The organism is Pseudomonas sp. NPDC087358 (assembly GCF_044900785.1).
Classification (GTDB): Bacteria; Pseudomonadota; Gammaproteobacteria; order Pseudomonadales; family Pseudomonadaceae; genus Aquipseudomonas.
This window is the reverse complement of sequence record NZ_JBJDOA010000010.1, coordinates 134,469-155,605: the sequence shown is the minus strand read 5'-3', so window position 1 is coordinate 155,605 and position 21,137 is coordinate 134,469. Positions and strand designations below refer to the sequence as shown.

The 21,137-nt window shown below is 58.3% G+C and carries 18 protein-coding genes and 2 pseudogenes; 9 read left to right on the top strand and 11 right to left on the bottom strand.

The annotated features are described in order from the left end of the window. The first annotated feature begins 15 nt into the window (after positions 1–15). Entirely contained in the window at positions 16–1,542 is a 1,527-nt protein-coding gene (locus ACI2KS_RS22015; protein WP_404623119.1) for a GNAT family N-acetyltransferase, read from the top strand. Then, positions 1,543–1,863 (top strand): histidine phosphatase family protein, encoded by a 321-nt coding sequence (locus ACI2KS_RS22010; RefSeq protein ID WP_404623118.1) that lies wholly within the window; start codon positions 1,543–1,545, stop codon positions 1,861–1,863. It begins immediately after the preceding gene. On the opposite strand, the gene ACI2KS_RS22005 is transcribed toward ACI2KS_RS22010, so the two are convergent. The 5 genes from ACI2KS_RS22005 to ACI2KS_RS21985 form a co-directional block, all read right to left on the bottom strand. After that, positions 1,822–3,471 carry an ABC transporter ATP-binding protein gene (locus ACI2KS_RS22005; protein ID WP_404623117.1) on the bottom strand — a complete coding sequence of 550 codons (1,650 nt, stop codon included), beginning with the start codon at positions 3,469–3,471 and terminating at the stop codon, positions 1,822–1,824. The genes ACI2KS_RS22010 and ACI2KS_RS22005 overlap by 42 nt on opposite strands. Then, complete coding sequence (locus tag ACI2KS_RS22000; RefSeq protein WP_404623116.1) at positions 3,464–4,285, bottom strand: ABC transporter permease; 822 nt, start codon at positions 4,283–4,285, stop codon at positions 3,464–3,466. Before ACI2KS_RS22000 ends, ACI2KS_RS22005 begins: the two co-directional genes overlap by 8 nt. Before the next feature lie 3 nt (positions 4,286–4,288). Further along, positions 4,289–5,227 (bottom strand): ABC transporter permease, encoded by a 939-nt coding sequence (locus ACI2KS_RS21995; protein ID WP_404623182.1) that lies wholly within the window; start codon positions 5,225–5,227, stop codon positions 4,289–4,291. A gap of 62 nt (positions 5,228–5,289) precedes the next feature. Continuing rightward, complete coding sequence (locus ACI2KS_RS21990) at positions 5,290–6,837, bottom strand: ABC transporter substrate-binding protein (RefSeq protein WP_404623115.1); 1,548 nt, start codon at positions 6,835–6,837, stop codon at positions 5,290–5,292. Beyond that, a complete protein-coding gene (locus ACI2KS_RS21985; RefSeq protein WP_404623181.1) occupies positions 6,834–7,757 on the bottom strand; it encodes a homocysteine S-methyltransferase family protein in 924 nt (307 codons plus the stop codon). Before ACI2KS_RS21985 ends, ACI2KS_RS21990 begins: the two co-directional genes overlap by 4 nt. An 885-nt stretch (positions 7,758–8,642) precedes the next feature. Between ACI2KS_RS21985 and ACI2KS_RS21980 the strand changes: the two genes are divergently transcribed. Further along, the gene (locus tag ACI2KS_RS21980; RefSeq protein WP_404623114.1) at positions 8,643–9,089 is read left to right on the top strand and encodes an NUDIX hydrolase; all 447 of its coding nucleotides are present in this window, start codon (positions 8,643–8,645) and stop codon (positions 9,087–9,089) included. 672 nt (positions 9,090–9,761) lie between these two features. On the opposite strand, the pseudogene ACI2KS_RS21975 reads toward ACI2KS_RS21980, so the two are convergent. Then, positions 9,762–9,950 (bottom strand): annotated as a pseudogene (locus tag ACI2KS_RS21975) (GNAT family N-acetyltransferase); the annotation flags it as partial. 237 nt (positions 9,951–10,187) lie between these two features. Between ACI2KS_RS21975 and ACI2KS_RS21970 the strand changes: the two are divergent. The 6 genes from ACI2KS_RS21970 to ACI2KS_RS21945 all read left to right on the top strand — a co-directional run bounded on the left by ACI2KS_RS21970 (position 10,188) and on the right by ACI2KS_RS21945 (position 17,445). Further along, positions 10,188–10,949 carry an enoyl-CoA hydratase/isomerase family protein gene (locus ACI2KS_RS21970; protein ID WP_404623113.1) on the top strand — a complete coding sequence of 254 codons (762 nt, stop codon included), beginning with the start codon at positions 10,188–10,190 and terminating at the stop codon, positions 10,947–10,949. Between the two features lie 156 nt (positions 10,950–11,105). Further along, positions 11,106–12,170: an ABC transporter substrate-binding protein gene (locus ACI2KS_RS21965; RefSeq protein WP_404623112.1), complete on the top strand. Its 1,065-nt coding sequence runs from the start codon at positions 11,106–11,108 to the stop codon at positions 12,168–12,170. Positions 12,171–12,180: 10 nt separating this feature from the next. Further along, positions 12,181–13,248 carry an ABC transporter ATP-binding protein gene (locus tag ACI2KS_RS21960; protein ID WP_404623111.1) on the top strand — a complete coding sequence of 356 codons (1,068 nt, stop codon included), beginning with the start codon at positions 12,181–12,183 and terminating at the stop codon, positions 13,246–13,248. Beyond that, positions 13,245–14,948, top strand: coding sequence for an ABC transporter permease subunit (locus tag ACI2KS_RS21955; RefSeq protein ID WP_404623110.1), 1,704 nt, complete (start codon positions 13,245–13,247; stop codon positions 14,946–14,948). Before ACI2KS_RS21960 ends, ACI2KS_RS21955 begins: the two co-directional genes overlap by 4 nt. A gap of 2 nt (positions 14,949–14,950) precedes the next feature. Continuing rightward, the gene (locus ACI2KS_RS21950) at positions 14,951–16,492 is read left to right on the top strand and encodes an AMP-binding protein (RefSeq protein ID WP_404623109.1); all 1,542 of its coding nucleotides are present in this window, start codon (positions 14,951–14,953) and stop codon (positions 16,490–16,492) included. A gap of 146 nt (positions 16,493–16,638) precedes the next feature. After that, positions 16,639–17,445: an IclR family transcriptional regulator gene (locus tag ACI2KS_RS21945; RefSeq protein WP_404623108.1), complete on the top strand. Its 807-nt coding sequence runs from the start codon at positions 16,639–16,641 to the stop codon at positions 17,443–17,445. 164 nt (positions 17,446–17,609) lie between these two features. Here the strand turns inward: ACI2KS_RS21945 and ACI2KS_RS21940 are convergent. The 5 genes and pseudogenes from ACI2KS_RS21940 to ACI2KS_RS21920 form a co-directional block, all read right to left on the bottom strand. Further along, positions 17,610–17,965: pseudogene (locus ACI2KS_RS21940) on the bottom strand (LysR substrate-binding domain-containing protein); the annotation flags it as partial. Positions 17,966–18,147: 182 nt separating this feature from the next. Further along, on the bottom strand, positions 18,148–18,540 hold the full coding sequence (locus tag ACI2KS_RS21935) for a RidA family protein (RefSeq protein ID WP_404623107.1): 393 nt from the start codon (positions 18,538–18,540) through the stop codon (positions 18,148–18,150). 264 nt (positions 18,541–18,804) lie between these two features. Next, positions 18,805–19,383 (bottom strand): hypothetical protein, encoded by a 579-nt coding sequence (locus ACI2KS_RS21930; protein ID WP_404623106.1) that lies wholly within the window; start codon positions 19,381–19,383, stop codon positions 18,805–18,807. A gap of 143 nt (positions 19,384–19,526) precedes the next feature. Then, the gene (locus tag ACI2KS_RS21925; RefSeq protein WP_404623105.1) at positions 19,527–19,967 is read right to left on the bottom strand and encodes a TspO/MBR family protein; all 441 of its coding nucleotides are present in this window, start codon (positions 19,965–19,967) and stop codon (positions 19,527–19,529) included. A 557-nt stretch (positions 19,968–20,524) separates the two neighbouring features. Continuing rightward, positions 20,525–20,983 (bottom strand): Hsp20 family protein, encoded by a 459-nt coding sequence (locus ACI2KS_RS21920; RefSeq protein WP_404623104.1) that lies wholly within the window; start codon positions 20,981–20,983, stop codon positions 20,525–20,527. Between the last annotated feature and the right edge of the window lie 154 nt (positions 20,984–21,137).

Sequence of the window (21,137 nt, the reverse complement as noted above, 5' to 3'; positions counted from 1 at the left end):
GGACCGCATTTTTCAATGACACAAACCCCCTCCATTACGATCTTGTCGTTCAAGCCTGTCGATCTGGACGCCCACCTCGACGTTTGTCAGCGGTTCAGAATCGATGCGCATACCTGCGCTTTCGGCTCGGCGGAGCGTTTTCACAGTCTCCACGGCGGGGCAAAGGGTTATGCCGAGTGGTTACGGCGCAAGGCGATAAAACTGCCGGGGTGTCTGGTGCATGTCTGGTGCGATGAAGAGATCATCGGCCAGATCGAAATGGGCGTGCTGGCCAGCGACCCATCGATGGGCTACGTAAATCTGTTCTATCTGATTCCCGAACGGCGAGGGCAGGGGCTGGGCACGTTGCTTGAAGCCTATGCCTGGTGCTTCCTGAGCGGGCTGGGTTGTCAATCCCTGCGTCTTTCTGCGAGCCCGAACAATCAGCCCGCCTGGACCTTTTACAAGCATGGCGGTTGGCGGGATCTGGGGCCGCGCGAGGATGTGCCGGATGTCCACCTGCTGCACAAGAACGGCGACGATGATGCCGCCGGTTCGCCGCTGCTGATCAACCCGGACGACTACCTGGAAACCGCATTCGGCAGGGAGTTTACGCCTGAACGCAATCGCCATGCGTGGGAGTCGGCGTATGCCCGTTTGAGTGACGAGTTGTCGAGAGCCAGGCGTGGTGCGCACGTTTACCTGGTGATGGGCGTGCAGGGTGCAGGCAAATCTCGCTGGATATCGGAGAACCTGGGCCGATTGGGTCACCGTGCGATCGTGTTCGATGCGGCATTGCCTGCGCAACGGCATCGGGAAAAGCTGCTCGCCATTGCCCGCGAGCATCAGGTCCCGGTCATCGCTATTTTTGTGAAGGCTTCTCTCGATCTTGCCCGATCACGCAATGCGCGCCGCCGCCCTGACAAACGCGTACCCGAAGACGCGCTGAACAGTGTGTACCAGCTGCTTGAACCACCCACGCAAGATGACGGATTTATCTGGGTGCAGACCATCGAACAACAAGCGAACTTGCCCAAGACGCTACACACCGCGCGGCTTAGGCTGGTGATACCCGATGTCGGACTCGCTGAAAAGCTGGCAACTGCGCTGAACGCCAGTTACGAACTGCATCGTGATTTTCTGATGTGGAGCAAGCTTCACTGGACGCTGGAAGACACCGAGGAAAGTCTCAAACGCGCGGCTGAGGACTTCTACACCGCTGATGCGGAGAAACGGTATTACCTGCTGCTGCGCCACGATGATCAGCCACTGGTGGGGTGTATCGGGGTAAGACCAAGCGCAGACCAGGATCACGGTTTCGAGATCGGTTACTGGGTAGGCCAGGACCACACCAACCGCGGATTGATGAAAGAGGCGTTGACCGCACTGGTGTCGAAGCTTTCTGGGCACACGCTGCGATTGACGGCATCGTCGGCCAACATCCCTGGTCAGAAACTGGCCGAAGCGGCTGGATTCGAGCGTGTCGGCATCCTCCCTGGCGCGCGGGTTTCAGGACGGCATGGGGTGTGCGATACCTTGATTTATCAGCGGGCGGCGAGGTGAATGATCCGTTCCAGATGCGAGTGGTGGGTGAACACGAACCAAGGTACAACTTTCGTTTATTCTCTGAGGCGATTCATGCATTTATACGTCGTGCGCCATGGCGAAACCTGGGCTAATGCTGAACATCGATACCTTGCATCACTTGATCCAGAGCTTACGGCGCTGGGCCGGCAACAGGCTCAGACGCTTTGCGAGCAATTGCCTGAAAATATCGATGTACTTGTCGTTTCTCCACGCCTCAGGGCCGTACAAACCGCAAGCATTCTGAATGAAAGACTCTCAGATGCTCTCTGCCCTTGGACTGATAGCGGCGGTAAATAATAATCCCTGTGCTAACCAGTCCTCCCTCATTTGCGGTACCGCGTCGATCAGGCGACGGGTGTAGGCATCAAGCGGGGCAGCGAGTGCTTCATCAACGCAACCTTGACGGACGATACGCCCGTCGCAGAGCACCGCCACATCATGGGCAATCTCTTTCACGACATGAAGATCGTGAGTAATGAACAAATACGACACGCCCGTATCCTGTTGTAGCTGACGCAGTAAAGCCAATACCCCCCGCGCAACCAGAGGATCCAGCGCCGAGGTGGGCTCATCACAAACGATCAGCTGCGGCCCCGCTGCGAGAGCTCGCGCTATGCATACCCGCTGTTTCTGGCCCCCGGAAAGCGTCTGCGGATAACGCTGCGCGATGGTCGCGTCCAGCCCTACCTGACGCAGCAACTCAATGACACGTCCTTGACGCTGATCCCGGTCCAGCCTGGTGAATTTTTGCAGCGCGCGTTCCAGTTGTCTGCCAATCACCAGTTTGGGGTTGAGTGCGTTATCGGGTATCTGGTGAATCATTTGTATCCGCTGCAGGTGCCGAGCGGTGCGCTGGCGAAGGGTCGACGGCAACACTTGGCCGTTAAGCGTCAGCGTGCCTGCATCGGCCGCCAACAGCCCGCAAATCACTTTGCCCAACGTCGACTTGCCAGAGCCCGATTCGCCGATGATCGCCAACGTACGCCCCTGGGCAATACGTAGAGAGATGTCGTGCAAAACCGGTTGATGATGATACTTGGCACTGAGCGATTGGATCGCCAACAGCTGCGTGCTCTCGGATCTCACTGTCCCGGGGCGATCGCCTGCACGCTCGGCGTTGAGCAAGTCGCGGGTGTACTCGTTAACCGGGGCGTGCAGAATCTGCCGCGTCGTGCCGTACTCCACCCGCCGTCCATGGCGCAGTACCATGATGTGGTCAGCCAACTGAGCGACCACCGCCAGATCGTGACTGATGTAGATCGCTGCAACTCCGGCCTGGCGGATTAAACCGGCGATGGCCTGAAGAATCCCTAGCTGCGTGATGACGTCCAGCGCGGTCGTCGGCTCATCGAACACAATCAGATCAGGCGCGCTGCAAAGTGCCATGGCGATCATCGCGCGCTGCAATTGACCGCCCGACACCTGGTGCGGATAGCGCAGAAAAAACTGGTCCGGTTGCGGTAGGGAGAACCGGCGGAACAACTCCAGCGCTCGCTCCCTGGCCACCTGAGCATCCATCAGTCCATGCGCTTGGGCGGCTTCGACTACCTGTTCGCCGATGGTCAGCGCCGGGTTGAAGGCTGCGGCGGCAGACTGTGCTACGTAGGCAATACGCTTGCCCCGGATCTGGCGCATTTGAGGTTCAGACAAACGCAGCAGATCCTGGCTAGCGAACAGAATGCGTCCGCCGGTGAGTGTCATGCCTTCGCGTAGATGACCCAATATTGCCTGCCCGATGGTGGACTTTCCTGCTCCAGACTCGCCAATCAAACCGAGCACTTCACCTGGGTTGAGCGTGAAGGAAATATCATCGACCAGTGTCCGTTGTGGTTTGCCCTTGGCGACGATCTGTAGCCGCTCGACACTCAGCAGTGGACCGGCAACAGATTGTGGAAAATCAAGCATGATTGCGGGCTCCCCACGCACGCGTGTTAGCGCCGAGCAGCCAGTCGGCCAGCGTATTGATGCACAGCGCCAGCGTTGCGATAGCGGCTCCCGGTATGAGCGCAGCCCAGACCCCGAACAAGATGCCGTCCTTGTTATCCCGAGCCAGCCCACCCCAGTCGGCGGTAGGCGGTTGGATGCCCAGCCCCAGGAAAGACAACGCAGAAAGAAACAGCAGAATGAAGACAAACCGCAAGGCAAATTCAGCAATCAATATCGGTAATGCATTAGGCAAAATCTCCCGCAGCAGCATCCAGCCCAGACCTTCGCCACGCATGCGCGCCACATCGATGAATTCCATGGCGGCGATATCGGCCGCCAGTGCGCGCGCGACCCGCAGAATACGGGTGGCTTCCAGCAGGCCTAGCACAAGAATAATCACGCCGAGCGTCCTGGGTAGCGTCGCCAGAATGACCAGCGCCAGTATCAGCGTCGGTATCGCCATCAGGACATCGTTGACACGCGAGATCAGTTGATCGATCCAGCCGCCGCATATGCCTGCGATAAAGCCCAGCGTGGTGCCAGCCACGAATGCGATCAGCGCCGCGACAGTGGTCACCGACAGCGAGGTGCGGGTGCCCCAGATCAAACGGGAAAGAAGGTCTCGGCCTAGATTGTCGGTCCCCAACGGTGCGAGGCTCGACGGTACATCCCAAGCCCTCCCCACCACTTGGTCAGGGGCATGAGGAGAAAGCCACGGCGCGAAAAGCGCGACGGCCATGAACAGAATCAAACCGACAACGCCTGGCAGGTGAGAAAGCTTGGACGGGGGCATGGACTATTTTCCGTGGTGTATGCGCGGATTCGTCAAAAGGGCGACTACATCGGCGAAAAGATTCAGCAGGATGTAAACGGCTGACAGCACCAGCGCGCAGCCCTGCACAACAGGGACATCACGCTTGCTGATGCTGTCGACCATGTATTGGCCCAGGCCGGGATACACAAAAACGTTCTCCACGATCACTACGCCCACCATCAGATATGCCATGTTGAGCACGATGACGTTGATGATCGGACCCCAGGCATTGGGCAATACGTGGCGCCACAGAACGCGCATGGGCGACAGGCCCTTCAGGATGGCAGTATCGACATAACTGCTGCGCTGGGCACTTAACAGCGCTGCCCGTGTCATGTTGCTCATGTGGCCCAGCACCGCCAGCACCAGCGTTACTCCAGGCAGGAAAATCGCCATCAGCCGGGCTGACAGCGGCATATCCACCTGCACACTGCTGTTGCTGGGAAGCCAGGCAAGGGTTATCGAGAAAATGAAAATCAGCAGATAGGCCGAGAAAAACTCCGGTAGGGCCACCGCCGCGCGGGTCAACAGATTTAGCAGGCTATCGACCCAGCCGCCGTGAAAACGCACCGAGACGAAACCAATTGCCAGCGCAAGAGGCACCGCCACCAACGCGGTACTCCCGGCGAGGAACAGGGTGTTTTTCAGTCGGTCCCACAGGGCGACAGATATGTTTTCCCGGGAGGTGAGACTAATGCCGAAATCTCCCCGCAACACACCGCCGAGCCAATTCAGATAACGCCATCCTGCGGGCTGATCCAGGCCCAGTTGCAATTTGAGCGCCTGGACCGCAGCAGGCGTGGTCGACTGGCCAAGAATTGCGGTGGCGGTGTCGCCGGGTAGCAGGTTCAGCCCCGCGAAGATCAACAGCGAAATCGCCAGAAGCATCAGCAGCCCGATGATCAGCCGACGGGTAATCATGCTGGCCAGAAGGTTTCGCCCGGTTGCCCGAGCGAAAACCGGCAGTGTCAAAGCCATGAAAATTATCCTTCCAGCCAGACTTTCTCGGCGGCGCGATTTCCGCTGAGGGGCACGCCCGGCACCGAGGTGAAGCCCCGTACATTTTTGCGGGTCGCTGAAAGAGCGTCGGCATACAGCGGAATGATTTCGCTGCCTTGATCGACCAGCATCACCTGGATGTCGTGGTAAATCTGGCGGCGTTTGTTTTCCACGGTTTCCCCTCGCGCAGCTTTCACCAACTGGTCGAAGGCTGGGACCCGCCAGGCAGATTCGTTCCACGGGGCGTTACTGGTAAACACCAGAGACAGCAGCGCATCTGCGGTAGGGCGGGCACCCCAGTTAGAGGTGCAAAACGGTTTTTTCAACCAGGTGTCGGTCCAGAAAGCATCGTCCGGCACCCGCTCGACGTTAAGCACGATGCCCGCTTTTTGGGCCGATTGCTGATACAGCTGTGCAGCGTCCACCGCGCCTGGGAAACCGGCGTCTGCGGCAGAGAGCACCAGCGGGCTGTCGAAGCCCGCTTTTTGCCAGTGAAACCGTGCTCGGTCAGGGTCGTAAGGCCGCTGCGGGATATCCCGTGAGAAATACTTGTTGGATGGAAAGATCGGATTGTCGTTGCCTAACGAGGCATAGCCGCCCAGCACCGTGTCGATCATCTGCTGACGATCAACGGCGTATTTCAACGCCAGACGCCCGTCCAGGGACGTGAATGGCGCAAGGTTGGCCAGCCCGGGCAACGTGAATATCTGACTATCCTTGTCCCGCACCAATTGAATCGAAGAAATTTTGTCAATTCGCCCGACGATGCGGGGATTGACTCGGTTGATGATCTGCACCGAACCGCTGATCAGCGCCGCTACCCTGGCGGTCGAGTCATTCATGGCCAGGGTTTCAACCGAATCCACATGGCCCCGCCCAGGGTTCCAGTGGTTGGGATTGCGCTTGACCAGCATGCGCACGCCGGGCTGGAAGCTTTCGAGGATAAAAGCACCGGTGCCGATGCCCTTTTCAAACGCTTCGTTCTCGGCGGTGACCACGAAATGAACCGCCGACAGCAGAGAAATAAACTCCACGTTCGGCTCATCCAGGATGATGGTGACCTCATGCTCCCCGGTGGCCGCCAGGCCCGTGACAGGCTCCAGGTATCCCTTGACCGGTGAGGACGTTTTCTCGCCACGGTGATGATTCAGCGACCAGATCACATCTTTCGCGCTCAAGGAGCGGCCGTCATGGAACTGCACGCCTTTACGGATGTTCAGCACCCATTTACGGCCGCCATCGCTACTTGACCACGACTCGACCAGGGAAGGTACGATTTCTCCCTTGTCGTCTATTTCAACCAGAGCGTTGAACAGTTGGCTCCCGGTGAAATACATCCAGCTCTCGAACCAGAATGCAGGGTCGAGCCGATCGGTGGTGGACGCGTTGTCCAGCCCGATAACCAGATGCCCGCCTTTTTTAGGGTGCGAAGGCTCCTCAGCGAAGGCCCTGGACAATGACCACGAAGAGGTCATGGCGGCGGTGATGGCGATGCCCCCAGTACCTTTGATAAACGAGCGACGATCAATCATGCCGGGCTATCCAGTGGATCGGTTGAGGAGTCACCGAGAGGAAAGGCAGCCGCCAGAGCGGCAATGTGTTCAGGTCCGATGCCGCAGCAACCGCCTACGATTCCAGCGCCTTGATCCACCCATTCTTTTGCCCAACGCAAGTAATTGGGTGGCTGCGTGTCGCGGCGCAGTTCGCTGATGCCCACGTTGGCGCCACGCTTGTTATCTGACGGCTCGAAGGCATTGGCATAAACCCCCAGCGGCAGGGCGCTATGGCTCTGTGCTTCAAGCAGGGCCGCACTCATGACCTCTGGTGGGCTGCAATTGAACAGCACAGCTGCCGCGCTTAGTTCGGTCGCTGCTGCTACGGCGTCTTTGATGCTTTCGCCCGATCGCAACTGGGCATGACCCTGCGCATTAAGGGCATCGTCGAGCGTGAAGGAGAACCATCGCGGTCGCGGGTCATCGTTCAACAATTTAGCTACCAGACGCACTTCAGCGATGGAGCTTTGCGTCTCGGCTAACCAGAGATCGACATCGTCACTCAAAGCGTCTATCAACACCTGTAAAATCCTGGCCGCCTCCACTGGCTCGAACAGATCCGGACGGTATGAACCGAGTGGGGGAGGTAGCGAGCCTGCAACGCGGACGGGATGGGCGCTGGCGTCAGCCGCAGCCCGGGCAATGGAACCGGCGAGGCGTGCCAATGACGGCCCGTTTTCTTGAAAGCGGGCTTCTCCGATGTGAAACGGCACCACTGCATAGCTGTTGGTGGTAATGATTTGGGCACCAGCGTTAACAAACGCGTCATGCGCCTGCCGCACATACTCCGGGGCTTCGATCAGCGCCAGCGCAGACCACTCCGGCTGACGGAACGGCGCACCATTACGCGAAAGCTCCCTGCCCATGCCGCCGTCCAGAATTTGAATCTGTTTCGCCATCTTATTCACCAGAAATCTTGATATTTAATATCTAACTACCGCGCATGCGGCGCGCCGATCCATCGTCTGACGTTGCAGACGTGCGTTTGTTGGTGTTATGTCATTGGTGATTCGAACGTTATTGCTCACGACTGGCAAACGTCACAGTTAATAGCGGTGCCGCATCCAACGCCCTTGCGTACTGCTGTCATTAAAGTAATAACGAGCAGTGCGCGGAAGACGTCAGTCCCTGGAAAGAGTGGCTACATTTTTATTCCGAATGTCAGAAACATACCCAGAACGCGCTTAGATTGAAACGCAGTAAAAAATCGAGTGCAACCTGTTTTATGGAATAACAGACGTTAATTCAGGCATATCGCGTCAGTTTTTAGGATCATCTGGAAGTCTCAACGCAGCGGCTTACCGACCCAAGAGCGGCTTAAGTTCGTTTTTCCTACTGGTTAACGACACTTTCAGACGGGCTCAAGACACCACTGGCAACTTCGACCGAACACTCAAGCGTGCAGTACAACTGTCTCGATTCAAACAGCAACCCAACAGTAAGTGTTTGTCGAAGTTCAGTCGCTTGCCTTGTAACAGTCCCGTCGTGGGTCATAACAACTAGATATGCTGGCACGCTCCATGCTCTACGTTTTGTTTGCCGACACTTTCGCCTTGCGTATTCGTTCATTAAGCTAGATCTGCGTCAGGTGTACTCAGCAGTCCCATCGCTCCTGATAGCTTTGGGCATTGGTCTGCATCTGGACACCGGCGAGCTCTACGCCCCTCTCGGCGAGGCCGAACTTGCAGCGATTCACGCCATGACCTTGTGCAGGAACGTTACCTTTGCTCGCCAGGCGCTAAATGTCCGCTCCAGGCATCAGTCATTCATAACGGAATTAATGTATGTCAGAGCCCCGTATCCGCCACTTGGCCATCTGCATTTTTCATCATCAGGGAAAGATTCTAGTCAACCGGTTCCACGATCCCGTGAAGCAGCAGTCTTTGTTTCGTCCGCTGGGGGGCGGCGTCGAGTTTGGCGAAAGGAGCATTGATGCAATCGTCAGGGAAATTCGTGAGGAGCTGGACCTGCCGATGCGCGACGTGCGGCTGCTCGGCACGCTGGAGAGCATTTTTACCTACCTGGGCAAGCCGGGCCACGAAGTCGTGCAGGTCTACGACGCCCGATTTGAAGATCCTGCGCTTTACGATAAACCCTGGCTGGAAGGGCAGGAGAGTGACGGTGAACGATTCAAGGCCGTGTGGTGCGACAGTTCCAGTTTTAGCCATGAGGGAACACTGGTGCCGGAGGGCCTATCCGCGCTGCTGAAGTCGCTCTCACTGCTCAGCTGATCACGCAGGACGATTGCAACTTTCGACGTCTGTTGGAAAGACGCACCATGATTCGCCCGCTGATGGCATTTCCCGGGCAACAGCCTGATCGAATTCGACGGCCCGGAGATTGCGTATGTCGAAACCTGTTTACAGGCTGATCACGCAGCTTCAGAGCGGCATCACTGGCAGGGCGATACACTGAAGTCATGGGCGCGCTATTTCGATGGATTCGAGTGTCGCAATGGTGTTTGACCCATCGCGGAGCGTCGCCTGATGGTAGACATGATGTACCGATACCCCAATGAAAACTGGTTCGATGACCATCCGGACGCCTCGGTAGTCCGCGTAACGGGACAGACCGGGTACTTCGCAAAGTAGCGGGGTTTTCGGGTTCGCCCGTTGCAGAAGAATCGCTGACAGACGCTCAGCCTTGGATTGGATATGACGGGGTCCGGTCGGACGCCGTCGCCATAAAGACCCAGGCGAGAGATTCCAGCGGCTTGGGGCTTCGCCTGTCTCAGGCCGGTCTTTTTCTTCCTCGTTGTAGCCTGTTGGCCTGTGCGCAGGGACAGAGCGCAGCTGGGCTTGTCCGTGAGGGGCTGCAATCGACACAAAGCAGACCTTGGTGGGGTTCAGCTAGCGGCTCATCGGTACCGATAGCGCAGACGGCTAAGTCAGTCTCCTGACCAATGCATTGTCTGGAGATAGATCCAGGTACACACCATCAAAGCCTTTAGCCAAAGCGCGAGCTTTCACTGCCTCGACCAATCGAGTTGCTATACCCAAGCCTCGTGCGCAGCCGTCAATCCACATTCCGATCAAGTTATAGCGGCTTGCACCACTCACTGCGGCGCCGATCATCCCCACCGGTTTGCCGCCGTCCGCCGTTACTCCGTTACGCCGTCAACTGCTTATCCAAAGCGCACGCGTGGATGTCTGATCCGTCCGCCGTCCGATCAATATCACATCCCCTGCAGGGTCATCCTGGGATTCATCACGCGGGAGGTTGGAGGTCGCCCTTTCCCGGCGCTCGGTCAACGAAAAAATCCAGGCCGTTGCGCAATCCTCAATAGTTAACTATTGTATGGAAACACCAACTATCGCATTGAGATAAACATGTCAGACATTCTGCTTGAGATCCAAGGTGCTGTCGCGGTCATCACACTCAACCGGCCCGCCGTGCTCAACGCCTGGACCACGCCTATGCGTAACGAAATCATCGCGGCATTGAAACAGTACGAAGCGGACCCTGCGATCAAGGCTTTCATCATGACCGGGGCAGGGGACCGGGCGTTTTCGGCTGGCCAGGATCTGTCCGAAGCCCATGACTTCAGCGGTGATCGCGCGGTGGAGTGGGTCGGCGAGTGGGAGCATTACTATGCGACGCTGCGCGGGCTCTCGAAGCCGCTGGTGATTGCGCTTAACGGCACGGCCGCAGGATCGGCATTCCAGGTCGCGCTGCTCGGCGATATCCGGGTCGGGCACCCGGCTGTACGAATGGGCCAGCCTGAGATCAATTCCGGCATACCGAGCACCACCGGTCCGTGGATCATGAACAGCATGCTGGGTATGTCACGCACCATCGAGCTGGTGTTGACCGGGCGCCTGATGGACGCTGAAGAGTGTCACCGCATCGGTCTGGTTCATCATCTGGTGCCGGCTGAACAAGTGTTCGAGAAAGCCATGGAGATCGCTCAGGAACTGGCGGCCAAGCCCCCGGTTGCGATGCGTCTGGACAAGCAGCGTTTCCGTGAAATGAGCGAGGAAGGTTTCAAGAGCTGCATCGAAGCGGGCCGGCGTCTGCAGAAAGAAGCCTACGATTCCGGCGAGCCTGCCCGCATGATGGAAGAGTTTTTCCGCAAGCGCGCCAAGAAGTGACAACTGCTTGACCGGTAGCCGACCGACTGGTTGGCGCCGGGCTTCATCGCACCATGGATGACAGGGGCAATGTACCTCTCTAGCCAGCTGCTTGACCTTTTCCCCCTGCCGACGTCCATCTACACAAACGATCTATTCGTGCCGTAGGAGTCAGTCATGAGCAGTCCAGTTACCCCCAATCGTCGTCAGGTTCTCAAAGCCGGCGCCACCCTCGCGTTGGCGTTGGGTCTACCGAGTGTCGTTCGCGCGCAGGACAAACAGATCGTGGTCTCCGATCCCGGTGGTCCCTACACCATTGCCTACCGCAAGGCGTTTTACGATCCCTTCGAAAACGCCACTGGCATCAAGGTCGTCAGCGTGGCGCGCGAGTCGCAGCCTGTCGCGCAGTTTGCAGCCATGGTCAAAACCCGCAACTACGTGTGGGACGCCACCATCCTGACGATTTCGGCTGACATCCCGTACCTGGAGACCGAAGGTTTCCTCGAACCCATCGGGCTGGACGCCAAGGACTATCCGGACATCATTCCCGAGGCCATCACCCCGAATTTCCTGGGTCTGGATGTGTATTCCACGGTATTGGCCTTTCGCACCGACACGCTGGAGGAAGGCAAGCGGCCGCAGTCCTGGGCCGATTTCTGGAATGTGGAGAAATTCCCTGGCCGCCGCTGTTTGCGTCGCAGCCCCCTGGACACCCTGGAGCAGGCGTTGATGGCCGACGGAGTAGGGCTGGACGAGCTGTATCCGCTGGACGTGGATCGCGCCTTCAAAAGCCTGGACAAGATCAAGCCCCACATTGACCTGTGGTGGACGTCCGGCGCCCAGGCGATGCAAGCCATCCAGAGCGGGGAAGTCGACATGATTTCAACCTGGAACGGTCGCGCCCAGGCCGCGATTGAAAATGGTGCGCCTGTTCAAGTGGTCTGGAATCAGGGCTTGTATTCCATTGAAGGCTGGGCGATCCCCAAAGGCACACCGCGGGCGGAGATGGCCAAACAGTTCGTGCGTTTCTGTGCCGATGCCAAGCGACAGGCTGCTTTCACCGACGCTCTGGCCTATGGCCCCACCAACCGCAAAGCCTTCGATTCAATTGCGCCCGAGCGGGCCGCGTTTCTGCCAACCGCCCCGCAAAACCTGAAGAACATGCGCCTGCCCAGCCCGAGCTGGTGGGCTGAGAATCGCACTCAGGTGACTGAGCGTTTCAATGCCTGGATCTTGTCGTAGGAGTGGCTGCATGACCGTCAAACTAGAAGCGCGCAGTCTGGGCAAAACGTACGGCCAGTTCGTGGCGCTGCAACCCACCGATATCCAGGTCAAGGAAGGTGAATTCCTGACTCTGCTGGGGCCATCCGGCTCTGGTAAAACCACCTTGCTGCAGATGATTTCCGGGCTGGTCTTGCCCACTAGCGGTCAACTGCTGATCGATGGTAAGGACGCCACCCATACCGCGCCAGGCAAACGCGGTATGGGCCTGGTGTTCCAGAGCTATGCGCTGTTTCCGCACATGAGCGTATGGGACAACGTGGCCTATGGACTGCGCATGCGGCGACTGGGCAAGGCCCAGATCAAGACCTCGGTGGACGATGCGCTGGCCATGGTGCGCATGCAGGATTTCGCCCATCGATACCCCAATGAATTGTCGGGCGGGCAGCAGCAACGGATTGCCCTGGCGCGCTGTTTCGCCTATCGGCCTTCGGTGATCCTGCTCGACGAACCCTTGGGCGCACTGGACAAAAACCTGCGCGAACACATGCAGCTTGAAATCCGCCACATGCATAAAGAGCTGGGCGCGACCTTCATTTATGTCACCCACGATCAGGAAGAGGCGCTCACGCTTTCTGATCGCATCTGCCTGATGAATCGCGCACGCATCGAGCAACTGGCCACGCCCCAGGAGCTTTACGATCGCCCGGCGACCCGTTTCGCCGCGGAGTTCATCGGCCACTCCAACGTACTCAAGGTTCGTCGCGAAAACACCGGACAATTTGCCATTGAGGGCCGCCTGGTCGACCTCTGTGGTTGCGTGGGACAAGAGGTTGCGCAGTCGGTTGCCGACGACGCGTTCGTGCTGGTCAGGCCTGAAGCTGCGCGTCTGACCGAGCCCGGCCAGGGCTTGCTGGTGGGCCACGTGGATGAATGCGTGTTCCTGGGCAGCGACACGCGGGCCTTGATCCGGCTGCCGTCCGGAGCACGATTCAGCGTGCGTTGTGCGCGCCAGGTCAATCCGCGGGTGGGCGACCAGGTGGGGATCACCTGGGACGCGCATCGGGCGACGTTGCTGGCTGACGAGGCACGACCATGAACCTGCGGCGCGGCTTGTTACCCGCCATTCCAGCGCTTTTATTCTTGTGTCTGTTTTTCCTGCTACCCGTTGGCGAAATGCTCATGGGCAGTTTTCAGGACGCCAATGGCGGCTTGAGCCTGGGTAATTTCCAGCGTATCGCCTCCACACCGGTGTATGGCCGGGTGTTGGGGATCACGTTCTGGATCTCTGCGTTGACGGCGCTGGTTTCGGTGCTGATGGCGTACCCCATCGCGTACCTGCTGACCCGCCTCTCGCCCTACGGACGCGAACGATGGATGCTCTGGATCATGCTGCCGTTCTGGACCAGCTACCTGGTCAAGACCTACGCCTGGATGCTGTTGTTGTCTCGCAAGGGATTGGTCACCACGCTTGCCGCTTCGGTGATTGACAATCCCTCGGGGCTGGTCCCCGCGCTGTCCGGGGTGTTGATCGGCATGGTGCATTCCATGCTGCCGCTGGCGGTGATCACCCTGCTGCCGATCATGCGCAGCATCGATCAGCGTTTGACACCCGCTGCGCAGACGCTGGGCGCCAGTCGCGCCATGGGTTTCTTCAGCATCTTCCTGCCGTTGTCAGCGCCAGGCATCGCCGCCGCTGCGTTGTTGGTGTTCATCACCAGCCTTGGCTTTTTCATCGTGCCGGCCTTGTTGGGCTCACCCCGGGAAATGATGGTCGCGCAACTGGTTATCTCCTCGGTGCTGGACCTATTCGACATGCGGTTTGCGGGCGCACTTTCAGTGGTATTGCTGGCGTCATCGCTAGTGGTTTTCCTAGTCTACGACCGGGTCGCCGGGCTGTCTTCGCTCGGTGGCGAGGCGCCAGAAGGCAAGCGTTCGGGGCGCGGCCTGCAGCTGCTGATCTGGCTCGGGCATTTCAGCGCGCGGTTCGGCGATGAGCGTGCGCGGGGCGGTGATAGCAAGCTACTGACCGGCTACAGCATCTTGCTGGTTATGCTGCTGGTGCTCCCGGTGCTGGTCGTGGTGCCGCTGGCCTTCACCAGCAGCCCGTTCATTGCCTTCCCACCCAAGATGTACAGCTTCAAATGGTTCGTGGAATTCTTCACTTCACCTGTCTGGCAGGCGGCGCTGTTGCGCTCGTTCGGTGTCGGGATTGCCACGGCGCTGCTCGCGTTGGCCCTGGGTTTCGGTGCAACCATGGCCCTCACAAGGCTGTCGCCGGGCTGGCGCAAGGGGCTGTTCGTGCTGTTCATCGCGCCCCTGATCGTGCCGCGCATCGTGATCGCTCTGGGCTTGCTGTACCTGTTTTCGCGCATGGGCCTGGCGGGCAAGGATCTGGGGCTGGTGCTGGGGCATACGGTGCTGGCGCTGCCGTATGTGGTCGTGACTTTGTCTGCGGCCTTCAAGCAGTACGACTGGCGTCTTGACGATGCCGCGCGGGTGCTGGGTGCCGGCACCTTCACTCGCCTGCGCACTGTGACCTTGCCCTTGATGTCGGCCAGCCTGGTGTCGGCGTTCCTGTTGGCGTTCATCACCTCGTTCGACGACCTCACCGTGGCCATTTTTGTCAGCGGCGGGATCAACACGACGCTTCCCAAGCAGATGTGGGACAGCATCCAGCTGGCGCTGACGCCCACGTTGGCGGCCGCTTCGACGACCTTGCTGGTGTTTATCGTATTTTTCGCCGTGGTCGCCCAATGGGTATCGCGACGCTCCATCTCGAAACGCAAAGGGCTTTGACGATGCATCCATATGCCGATTTTTTCCCCCATCGAATTGCCGGTGATCAGCTGGATACCGCCCCTTTGATTCATGCCGGGCTGCTGGCGGACGATGAAGGTGTGCGCCTGGCATTCGAGGGCCGCTCACTGACCACTGCCTCGTTGCGTCAACGCGTTGCCTCGCTGCAGGCCGTGTTGGCCGACATGGGCCTTGAGCCCGGTCAGCGGGTGGCGGTGATGCTGACCAACAGCGACGAGCAGATTGTGCTGATTTATGCGCTGATTCTGTCGGGGCTGGTGTGGATTCCGATCAACACCAAGCTGCGAGGGCCCGGCCTGGATTATCCCTTCGAACACGCCCGGCCGGATCTGGTCGTGGGGGACGCCGAATTTGAACCGTTGTTGCGCAAAGGCGCCCTCGGGTCGCTGCTGTATCGCTCGATCGACACCTTGCATGAAGCGGCGCAAAGCTGGCCCTCGGCATCACTGACGTTGGTTCCCAGCGCTACCGATGCACCGCTCTGCCTTATCTACACCTCGGGCACTACCGGAGCGCCGAAGGGCGTTTTATTCACTCACCGGATGATGCGTATCGCCAGCGAAGCGGTGTTGAAGGTTGCCGATGTGCAGGACGGTGATCGCCTGTTGTTGTGGGAGCCGCTCTGCCACATTGGCGGGGCGCAGATGTTGCTCCTGCCGTTTCTGGCCGACGTCCGGCTGAGCGTGGTCAAGCGTTTTTCCGCCAGCCGTTTCTGGGCGCAATGCATGGAGGCGCAGGCCACGCAATTGCATTATCTGGGGGGCATGCTCGACATCCTCATGCAACAGGATGCCAGCCAATGGCCCGCCAGGCACAGCCTGCGGACCTTGTGGGGTGCGGGTATCAGCCAGGGGAGCTGGGCAGCCATCGCCGAGCGCTTCAATTGCCCGCTTCGCGAGTGCTACGGAATGACCGAATGCTCGAGTTTCGCCACGCTCAATGCCACCAACAAACCGGGCTCGGTCGGCAAGGCGCTGCCCTGGTTGAGCGTTGAATTGCTGGATGCAGAAGGGCAGCCCGTACCGGTCGGGTCATTGGGCGAGATGGTGTTGTCGAGCCCGATTGAAGGGGTCTTTCTTCCCGGCTATCTGGATAACCCGCAAGCCACCGCCAGCGCACTGCGTGATGGACGTCTGTACACCGGCGACATGGCCCGCTTCGATGCCGATGGCGACCTGTTTTTCGTCGGGCGCCGGACTGACAGCATGCGCGTGCGCGGAGAAAACGTATCGGCCTGGGAGGTGGAGCGCGTGTTCAGCGCGCACCCGTCCATCAGGGCTTGTGCGGCCGTCGGCGTGAACTCAGCGGTCGGCGAGCAGGAAATCCTGCTCTATGTGCAGCAAGAGCAAGGCGCGGCGGCTGACATGGCGAGCCTGGCGGGCTGGGCGGACGAGCGACTGGCGACCTATCAGCAACCCCGTTACTACAAAGCCATCGACCACTTCGAGCTAACCCCCAGCGAGCGGATCAAGAAACACCTGCTGGACCGGAACCTGGAAGGGGCCTGGGATCGGCGTGGCTAGAGCGCCGGCGGCCAAGGCAAGTGATCAGGTTGCGATCACTTGCCCTGCGCGCGGCAGCCCATTGCTGAAGTAATTTAGTGAATAGCAATAGAATATATCGGCCTGTATACGGATAATCGCGGTTTCAACCCGATGCTGCGTATTTTATGGCGAATCCAAAAGCTCCACGAAAATCAGCCGTCACTGATCCCAGGGCATCCTCGCTTTATGTTCAGTCGGTGGAAAAAGCCATGAAGGTGTTGATGGCTTTCAATGGCAGCCAGCGCCAGTTGTCCCTCTCGGACATCGCCAGCCTCACGGGCATGGACCTGAGCGCCACCCAGCGTTTCACCCATACCCTGTCGACCCTGGGCTACCTCAACAAAGACCCGGGCAGGAAATATGAGCTGTCCGCCAAGCTGCTGGATTTCACATTCCAGTACCTGGTCTCCAGCGACCTGGTCAACCGGGCAGCGCCGTACCTGCAACAACTCAGCGGTGAAACCGAAGAAGCCACCAACCTGACGGTGATGAACGATACGGACATCGTCTTCGTGCTGCGTATCGTCAGCCGTCACGTGTTCAACGCCAATGTCATCGTCGGCACCCGGCTGCCAGCATGGTGCACGGCGCCGGGCCTGGCCTTGCTGGCGACGTATCCGGACGACGAAGTGGACGATATCTTCGAGCGCAGCCAGTTTCAGCAGTACACACCGGCCACGGTGACGGATGTCGGGCAAATCCGCGCGCACATCGAACGGGTGCGCGAAGAGCGCTTTGCCCACGTCGAGGATCAATACTTCTACGGCGATATATCCACCGCAGCGGCGATCGTCGACAGCAATGGTCGCGGGATTGGGGCTGTCAACATCGCGGTGTCCCGCTCGCGCTGGGATGAAAAACGCGACATGCGTCGATACGCGGACCTGGTGATCTCGACGGCCTCTTCAATTTCGGGCAAACGGCACAACTGAGCACCGAGCATCCGTGCGCAACCGCTGCAGACGATCGAGTCTTTCACGGTGTCGGCTCGATCTGGTCCAGGTCGCGAATGTGGATGTCGATGCGGCCTTTCCCATCCGCGGTAGAGGCGCGGGCGGCGGGATGTGGGCGGCAGGGTTGTTCGAGGCCCCTGTAGTCAGCGCGTGGTGATCTGCCCATTGCGATCGAGTTCGAACACCTTGTTGCCCTGCAATGTCTCTTTGAGCCAGCGTTGCGCCTTGCCCAAGGGCCGTTGACGCGCCCATAAAAGGTCGACACCCACTTGCCAGTCCGTATGCGGGTAGGCCGAGAGTTGTAGTTCTACCCGTTCGCCGTTGGCCAGCTCACGCTGTAGGCGTTGACGGGGCAACGTCGCCCAGTCGAGCGCAGCGCGGACCATCTCCAGCAACGCCGGGTAGCTTTCCGCTTGCCCCAACTGGGTCGAGTGCAGTATTGGCTGCTGGGCAGTTTGCTCGCGTGGGCGCCGAAGGCTAGGCGTCGATGGACGTGAAGGGGGTTCTTGAACGAAGGCGAGTGTTTGATGCTGCATTTCCCCAGAACATGCAGCGCATCAAATGACTGGTTTTTCGAATCCTCGACCGGCGTCGTATGCTCGGCAGACGCCGGGAGCGTTGTACCGCCTTGATCAAACCCGGAGCATCAAGGTTTAAACATTCACCTGCCTGTCTGAAAAACTAGCGCTGCACGGCAATGCATTTGATCTCCACGAGCAGGCCCGGCCGAGCCAGTTCCGCGACACCTATACAGGTCCATGCGCAAGTGCTCCTGGGAAAAATCTCATCCTTCACTCGTCTAAAGATGGGCATGTGGCGTTGCATATCAACGTGATAAGTCGTCATTTCGACGACATCCTCAAAGTCGCAGCCACCGGTAGCCAACACGAGCCGGAGATTCTCCCACGCGGCGAAAAACTGCTGTTCAGGGTCTTCGATAACTGATAATTCCGGCGTCCGGCCTACTTGGCCGGCGCAGTAAAGCGTTTTTCCTACCTTTACCGCTGGCGCATAACCCGCTTGATCGCAAAGCAATCTCATGGCGTCTGGAACGATGATTTGACGATCAGTCATGGTCGTGGAGCTCAACGTATAAACGGATACGAAACCTAACCCAGGTGCCAGAGCGCCGTCTACTGGGGTCACGGCTCATTAAGCAACAGCAAGGGCGTGGTCGAAGCCACAACTCTGAGATTGACCCTCCTGGATGAGTTGGGACTGCATCGAACCCCTGCCGTGTAATGGATGCGTACTCTCGTTTTGTATAACAGGCACTGTCATGACTGGCAGATCAAGCCATGGCAGAGAATTGAACAGCCGCTATACCGGCCCTTGATCCTAGTGTTGGGTAGTTACTTCAAGAACGTCGGTATAGGTCACCACCACACTTTGCCCCTCTTTTAGCGCCTTGAGTTTCTGCTGAACTTCAGGCCGCTGGACATCGACAACTTTTGATTTGCCTGCGGGCCCCTCAAAGGTGACCTGGTTGTTCTTCAAATCGATGTGGGTGATCTTCAACTGCACCTGTACTTGCCGAAACGCTTCACCACCCGGATTGGGATTATCCTTGGTGGCGCGCATATCACCGACGCTCTCTCTTGCACCCGGCAGTCCTTTCTCAACGTCGGTGTCCAGGTAGGCCGCCACTGAATGCAGCACTTGCACGTTCACCTTGTCGCCAACCTTGAGATGCCCGAGGTCCTTGGCTTTGTCCGTGAGTTGCACGTGCACCTGGTGGCCTTGTGGCCCCTCGAGCACAACTTGATGTCTGGCAGCGTCGACGGCCAATACCTTAGTCACTACCTGATCTTCTTCCACGACCGCGGACAGCGGTATATCCGCTGCTAATAGCGCAAAGCTGGCAGTGGACAGCGCGACGGTCAGCGCGATGGTTGTAGCGAAAGCTTTCGGCTTCATGGGCAACATTCCGTGTCTAGAGCTGCAGGGTGGACGGCAGAGTGCGTCCGTGCGATGGAGCATAGACACAGAATGAAGGCTTGCTGCATAAAACCGCAGCGCGTTGCAGCCGTTCAAGCGGATCGACGTCTGGTTTTTTACCCCTATCGATTGTCGCGCATGATTGAAAAGTTCAGCGCAGCTGCGACGCAGAGCCATACCAGGTAGGGAAACAGGATCAATCCGGTGATGACGTCAAGTTGCAACGCCAATACCACCATCGCGGCGACAACAAGCCAAAGCACGACCAGTATCACCATGCCCGCAACGATACGATTCGCGCCAAAAAAGACCGGTGTCCATAAGGTATTAAGCGCAATCTGAGCCGCCCACAACGCCAAAACAGTCTCGCTTCCTGGCAGCAGGGTCAGGCGATATCCCGCCCAGGCAAGCAGCAGATAGATCGTCGTCCAAGCGACTGGAAAGAGCCAGTTGGGCGGCGTGAATCTGGGTTTCTGAAGCGATTGGTACCATGCACCTGGCTTGAAGATGATGCCGGTAGCGGCGGCAGCGCAGCAGGCTATGAGGAAGATATAGAAAGTCATCTGTTGTCCTTGGGCTGGAGCAGTCTGGTTTCGACCGCATTAACCTTTCAATGATTCAAGCGCGGTTTAACGTCGGTTCGTGGACGAGCGTAGCCCTTTGGAAAACTCGTCCCCTTGGCCCGTACATTAGGCGGGCCTGCGTTGCTCGAGCGGGCAATTCTCAACCATTTCACCCAATGGGAGAGACGCTGCTGTGTCACGGTGTGGCAGATTGATGATCAACACTCGAGGACTCGACATACATGAATCTGCCGTCACCCTGGCGCTTCATGGAGATTGGGGCGGATACGAGGGTCGGCATGTTCGAGAAGTTTCTCTGAAACGCATTCAACCGTTTACAGCGAAAGTGATTGGCCTGGGCACCCGTCTTGGTCTTCCCGGTGAGAGGGCGTTGCACAGATCAGTATGAGCAAATCCTTAAGCTATCGGTGTGAGAAGTCATCAATGCGCAAGCCACTCGCAATCGCGGTGCGGAGCGTTGCAACCTCGTCACATAGAGCAGACCAACCGGTCGATTAAAAGAGAGAGGCGCTCCGTAGAGCGCCTCTGACTACTGCTTACTGCAGACTAACCGTTTTGAGATCGGGCTTCTTGGCGCTTCCAATATCAATACGGCGTGGCTTGGCTTCCTCAGGTACCACCCGGAGCAGATCAATGCTCAGCAAGCCATTGGTCAGCGAGGCTCCTTGGACTTCGATGTGATCCGCCAGGCGGAACGACAGTCTGAACGCCCGTTGGGCAATGCCCTGATGCAGATAAGTCACTTCTTTTTCGTTCTCGCGTTTACCACCAGCGATGGTCAAAACACCCCTTTCAACCTGAATCTCCATATCCTCTTCAGACAACCCGGCTGCAGCAATGACGATGCGATATTCGTTGTCACTGCGCTTCTCGATGTTATGAGGCGGATAGGCGTTAGGGGCCTCACTACGGAGCGCCGATTCGAAAAGGTCGTTGAAACGATCAAAGCCCACGGATTGACGGAACAGTGGTGCCAACGAAAGTGTAGTAGCCATAGCAAAATCTCCTGAGGTTTCTCCAAGTGATTTAAGACGCGACCCGTTTTCGGCATCGCGTGACGCAAATCTAGGATCAGGGAAAAAGGATTTCAAGAGCATCAGAAAAAAAATTTTGCGGCGAAACTACACACGCGCCACAGCGTCATAAATC

What these genes read in the sequence shown, in the direction of transcription:
- ACI2KS_RS22015 (WP_404623119.1), top strand. Translation starts at nt 16, where the DNA reads ATGACACAAACCCCCTCCATTACGATCTTGTCGTTCAAGCCTGTCGAT.
- ACI2KS_RS22010 (WP_404623118.1), top strand. Translation starts at nt 1,543, where the DNA reads ATGATCCGTTCCAGATGCGAGTGGTGGGTGAACACGAACCAAGGTACA.
- ACI2KS_RS22005 (WP_404623117.1), bottom strand. Translation starts at nt 3,471, where the DNA reads ATGCTTGATTTTCCACAATCTGTTGCCGGTCCACTGCTGAGTGTCGAG.
- ACI2KS_RS22000 (WP_404623116.1), bottom strand. Translation starts at nt 4,285, where the DNA reads ATGCCCCCGTCCAAGCTTTCTCACCTGCCAGGCGTTGTCGGTTTGATT.
- ACI2KS_RS21995 (WP_404623182.1), bottom strand. Translation starts at nt 5,227, where the DNA reads ATGATTACCCGTCGGCTGATCATCGGGCTGCTGATGCTTCTGGCGATT.
- ACI2KS_RS21990 (WP_404623115.1), bottom strand. Translation starts at nt 6,837, where the DNA reads ATGATTGATCGTCGCTCGTTTATCAAAGGTACTGGGGGCATCGCCATC.
- ACI2KS_RS21985 (WP_404623181.1), bottom strand. Translation starts at nt 7,757, where the DNA reads ATGGCGAAACAGATTCAAATTCTGGACGGCGGCATGGGCAGGGAGCTT.
- ACI2KS_RS21980 (WP_404623114.1), top strand. Translation starts at nt 8,643, where the DNA reads ATGTCAGAGCCCCGTATCCGCCACTTGGCCATCTGCATTTTTCATCAT.
- ACI2KS_RS21970 (WP_404623113.1), top strand. Translation starts at nt 10,188, where the DNA reads ATGTCAGACATTCTGCTTGAGATCCAAGGTGCTGTCGCGGTCATCACA.
- ACI2KS_RS21965 (WP_404623112.1), top strand. Translation starts at nt 11,106, where the DNA reads ATGAGCAGTCCAGTTACCCCCAATCGTCGTCAGGTTCTCAAAGCCGGC.
- ACI2KS_RS21960 (WP_404623111.1), top strand. Translation starts at nt 12,181, where the DNA reads ATGACCGTCAAACTAGAAGCGCGCAGTCTGGGCAAAACGTACGGCCAG.
- ACI2KS_RS21955 (WP_404623110.1), top strand. Translation starts at nt 13,245, where the DNA reads ATGAACCTGCGGCGCGGCTTGTTACCCGCCATTCCAGCGCTTTTATTC.
- ACI2KS_RS21950 (WP_404623109.1), top strand. Translation starts at nt 14,951, where the DNA reads ATGCATCCATATGCCGATTTTTTCCCCCATCGAATTGCCGGTGATCAG.
- ACI2KS_RS21945 (WP_404623108.1), top strand. Translation starts at nt 16,639, where the DNA reads ATGGCGAATCCAAAAGCTCCACGAAAATCAGCCGTCACTGATCCCAGG.
- ACI2KS_RS21935 (WP_404623107.1), bottom strand. Translation starts at nt 18,540, where the DNA reads ATGACTGATCGTCAAATCATCGTTCCAGACGCCATGAGATTGCTTTGC.
- ACI2KS_RS21930 (WP_404623106.1), bottom strand. Translation starts at nt 19,383, where the DNA reads ATGAAGCCGAAAGCTTTCGCTACAACCATCGCGCTGACCGTCGCGCTG.
- ACI2KS_RS21925 (WP_404623105.1), bottom strand. Translation starts at nt 19,967, where the DNA reads ATGACTTTCTATATCTTCCTCATAGCCTGCTGCGCTGCCGCCGCTACC.
- ACI2KS_RS21920 (WP_404623104.1), bottom strand. Translation starts at nt 20,983, where the DNA reads ATGGCTACTACACTTTCGTTGGCACCACTGTTCCGTCAATCCGTGGGC.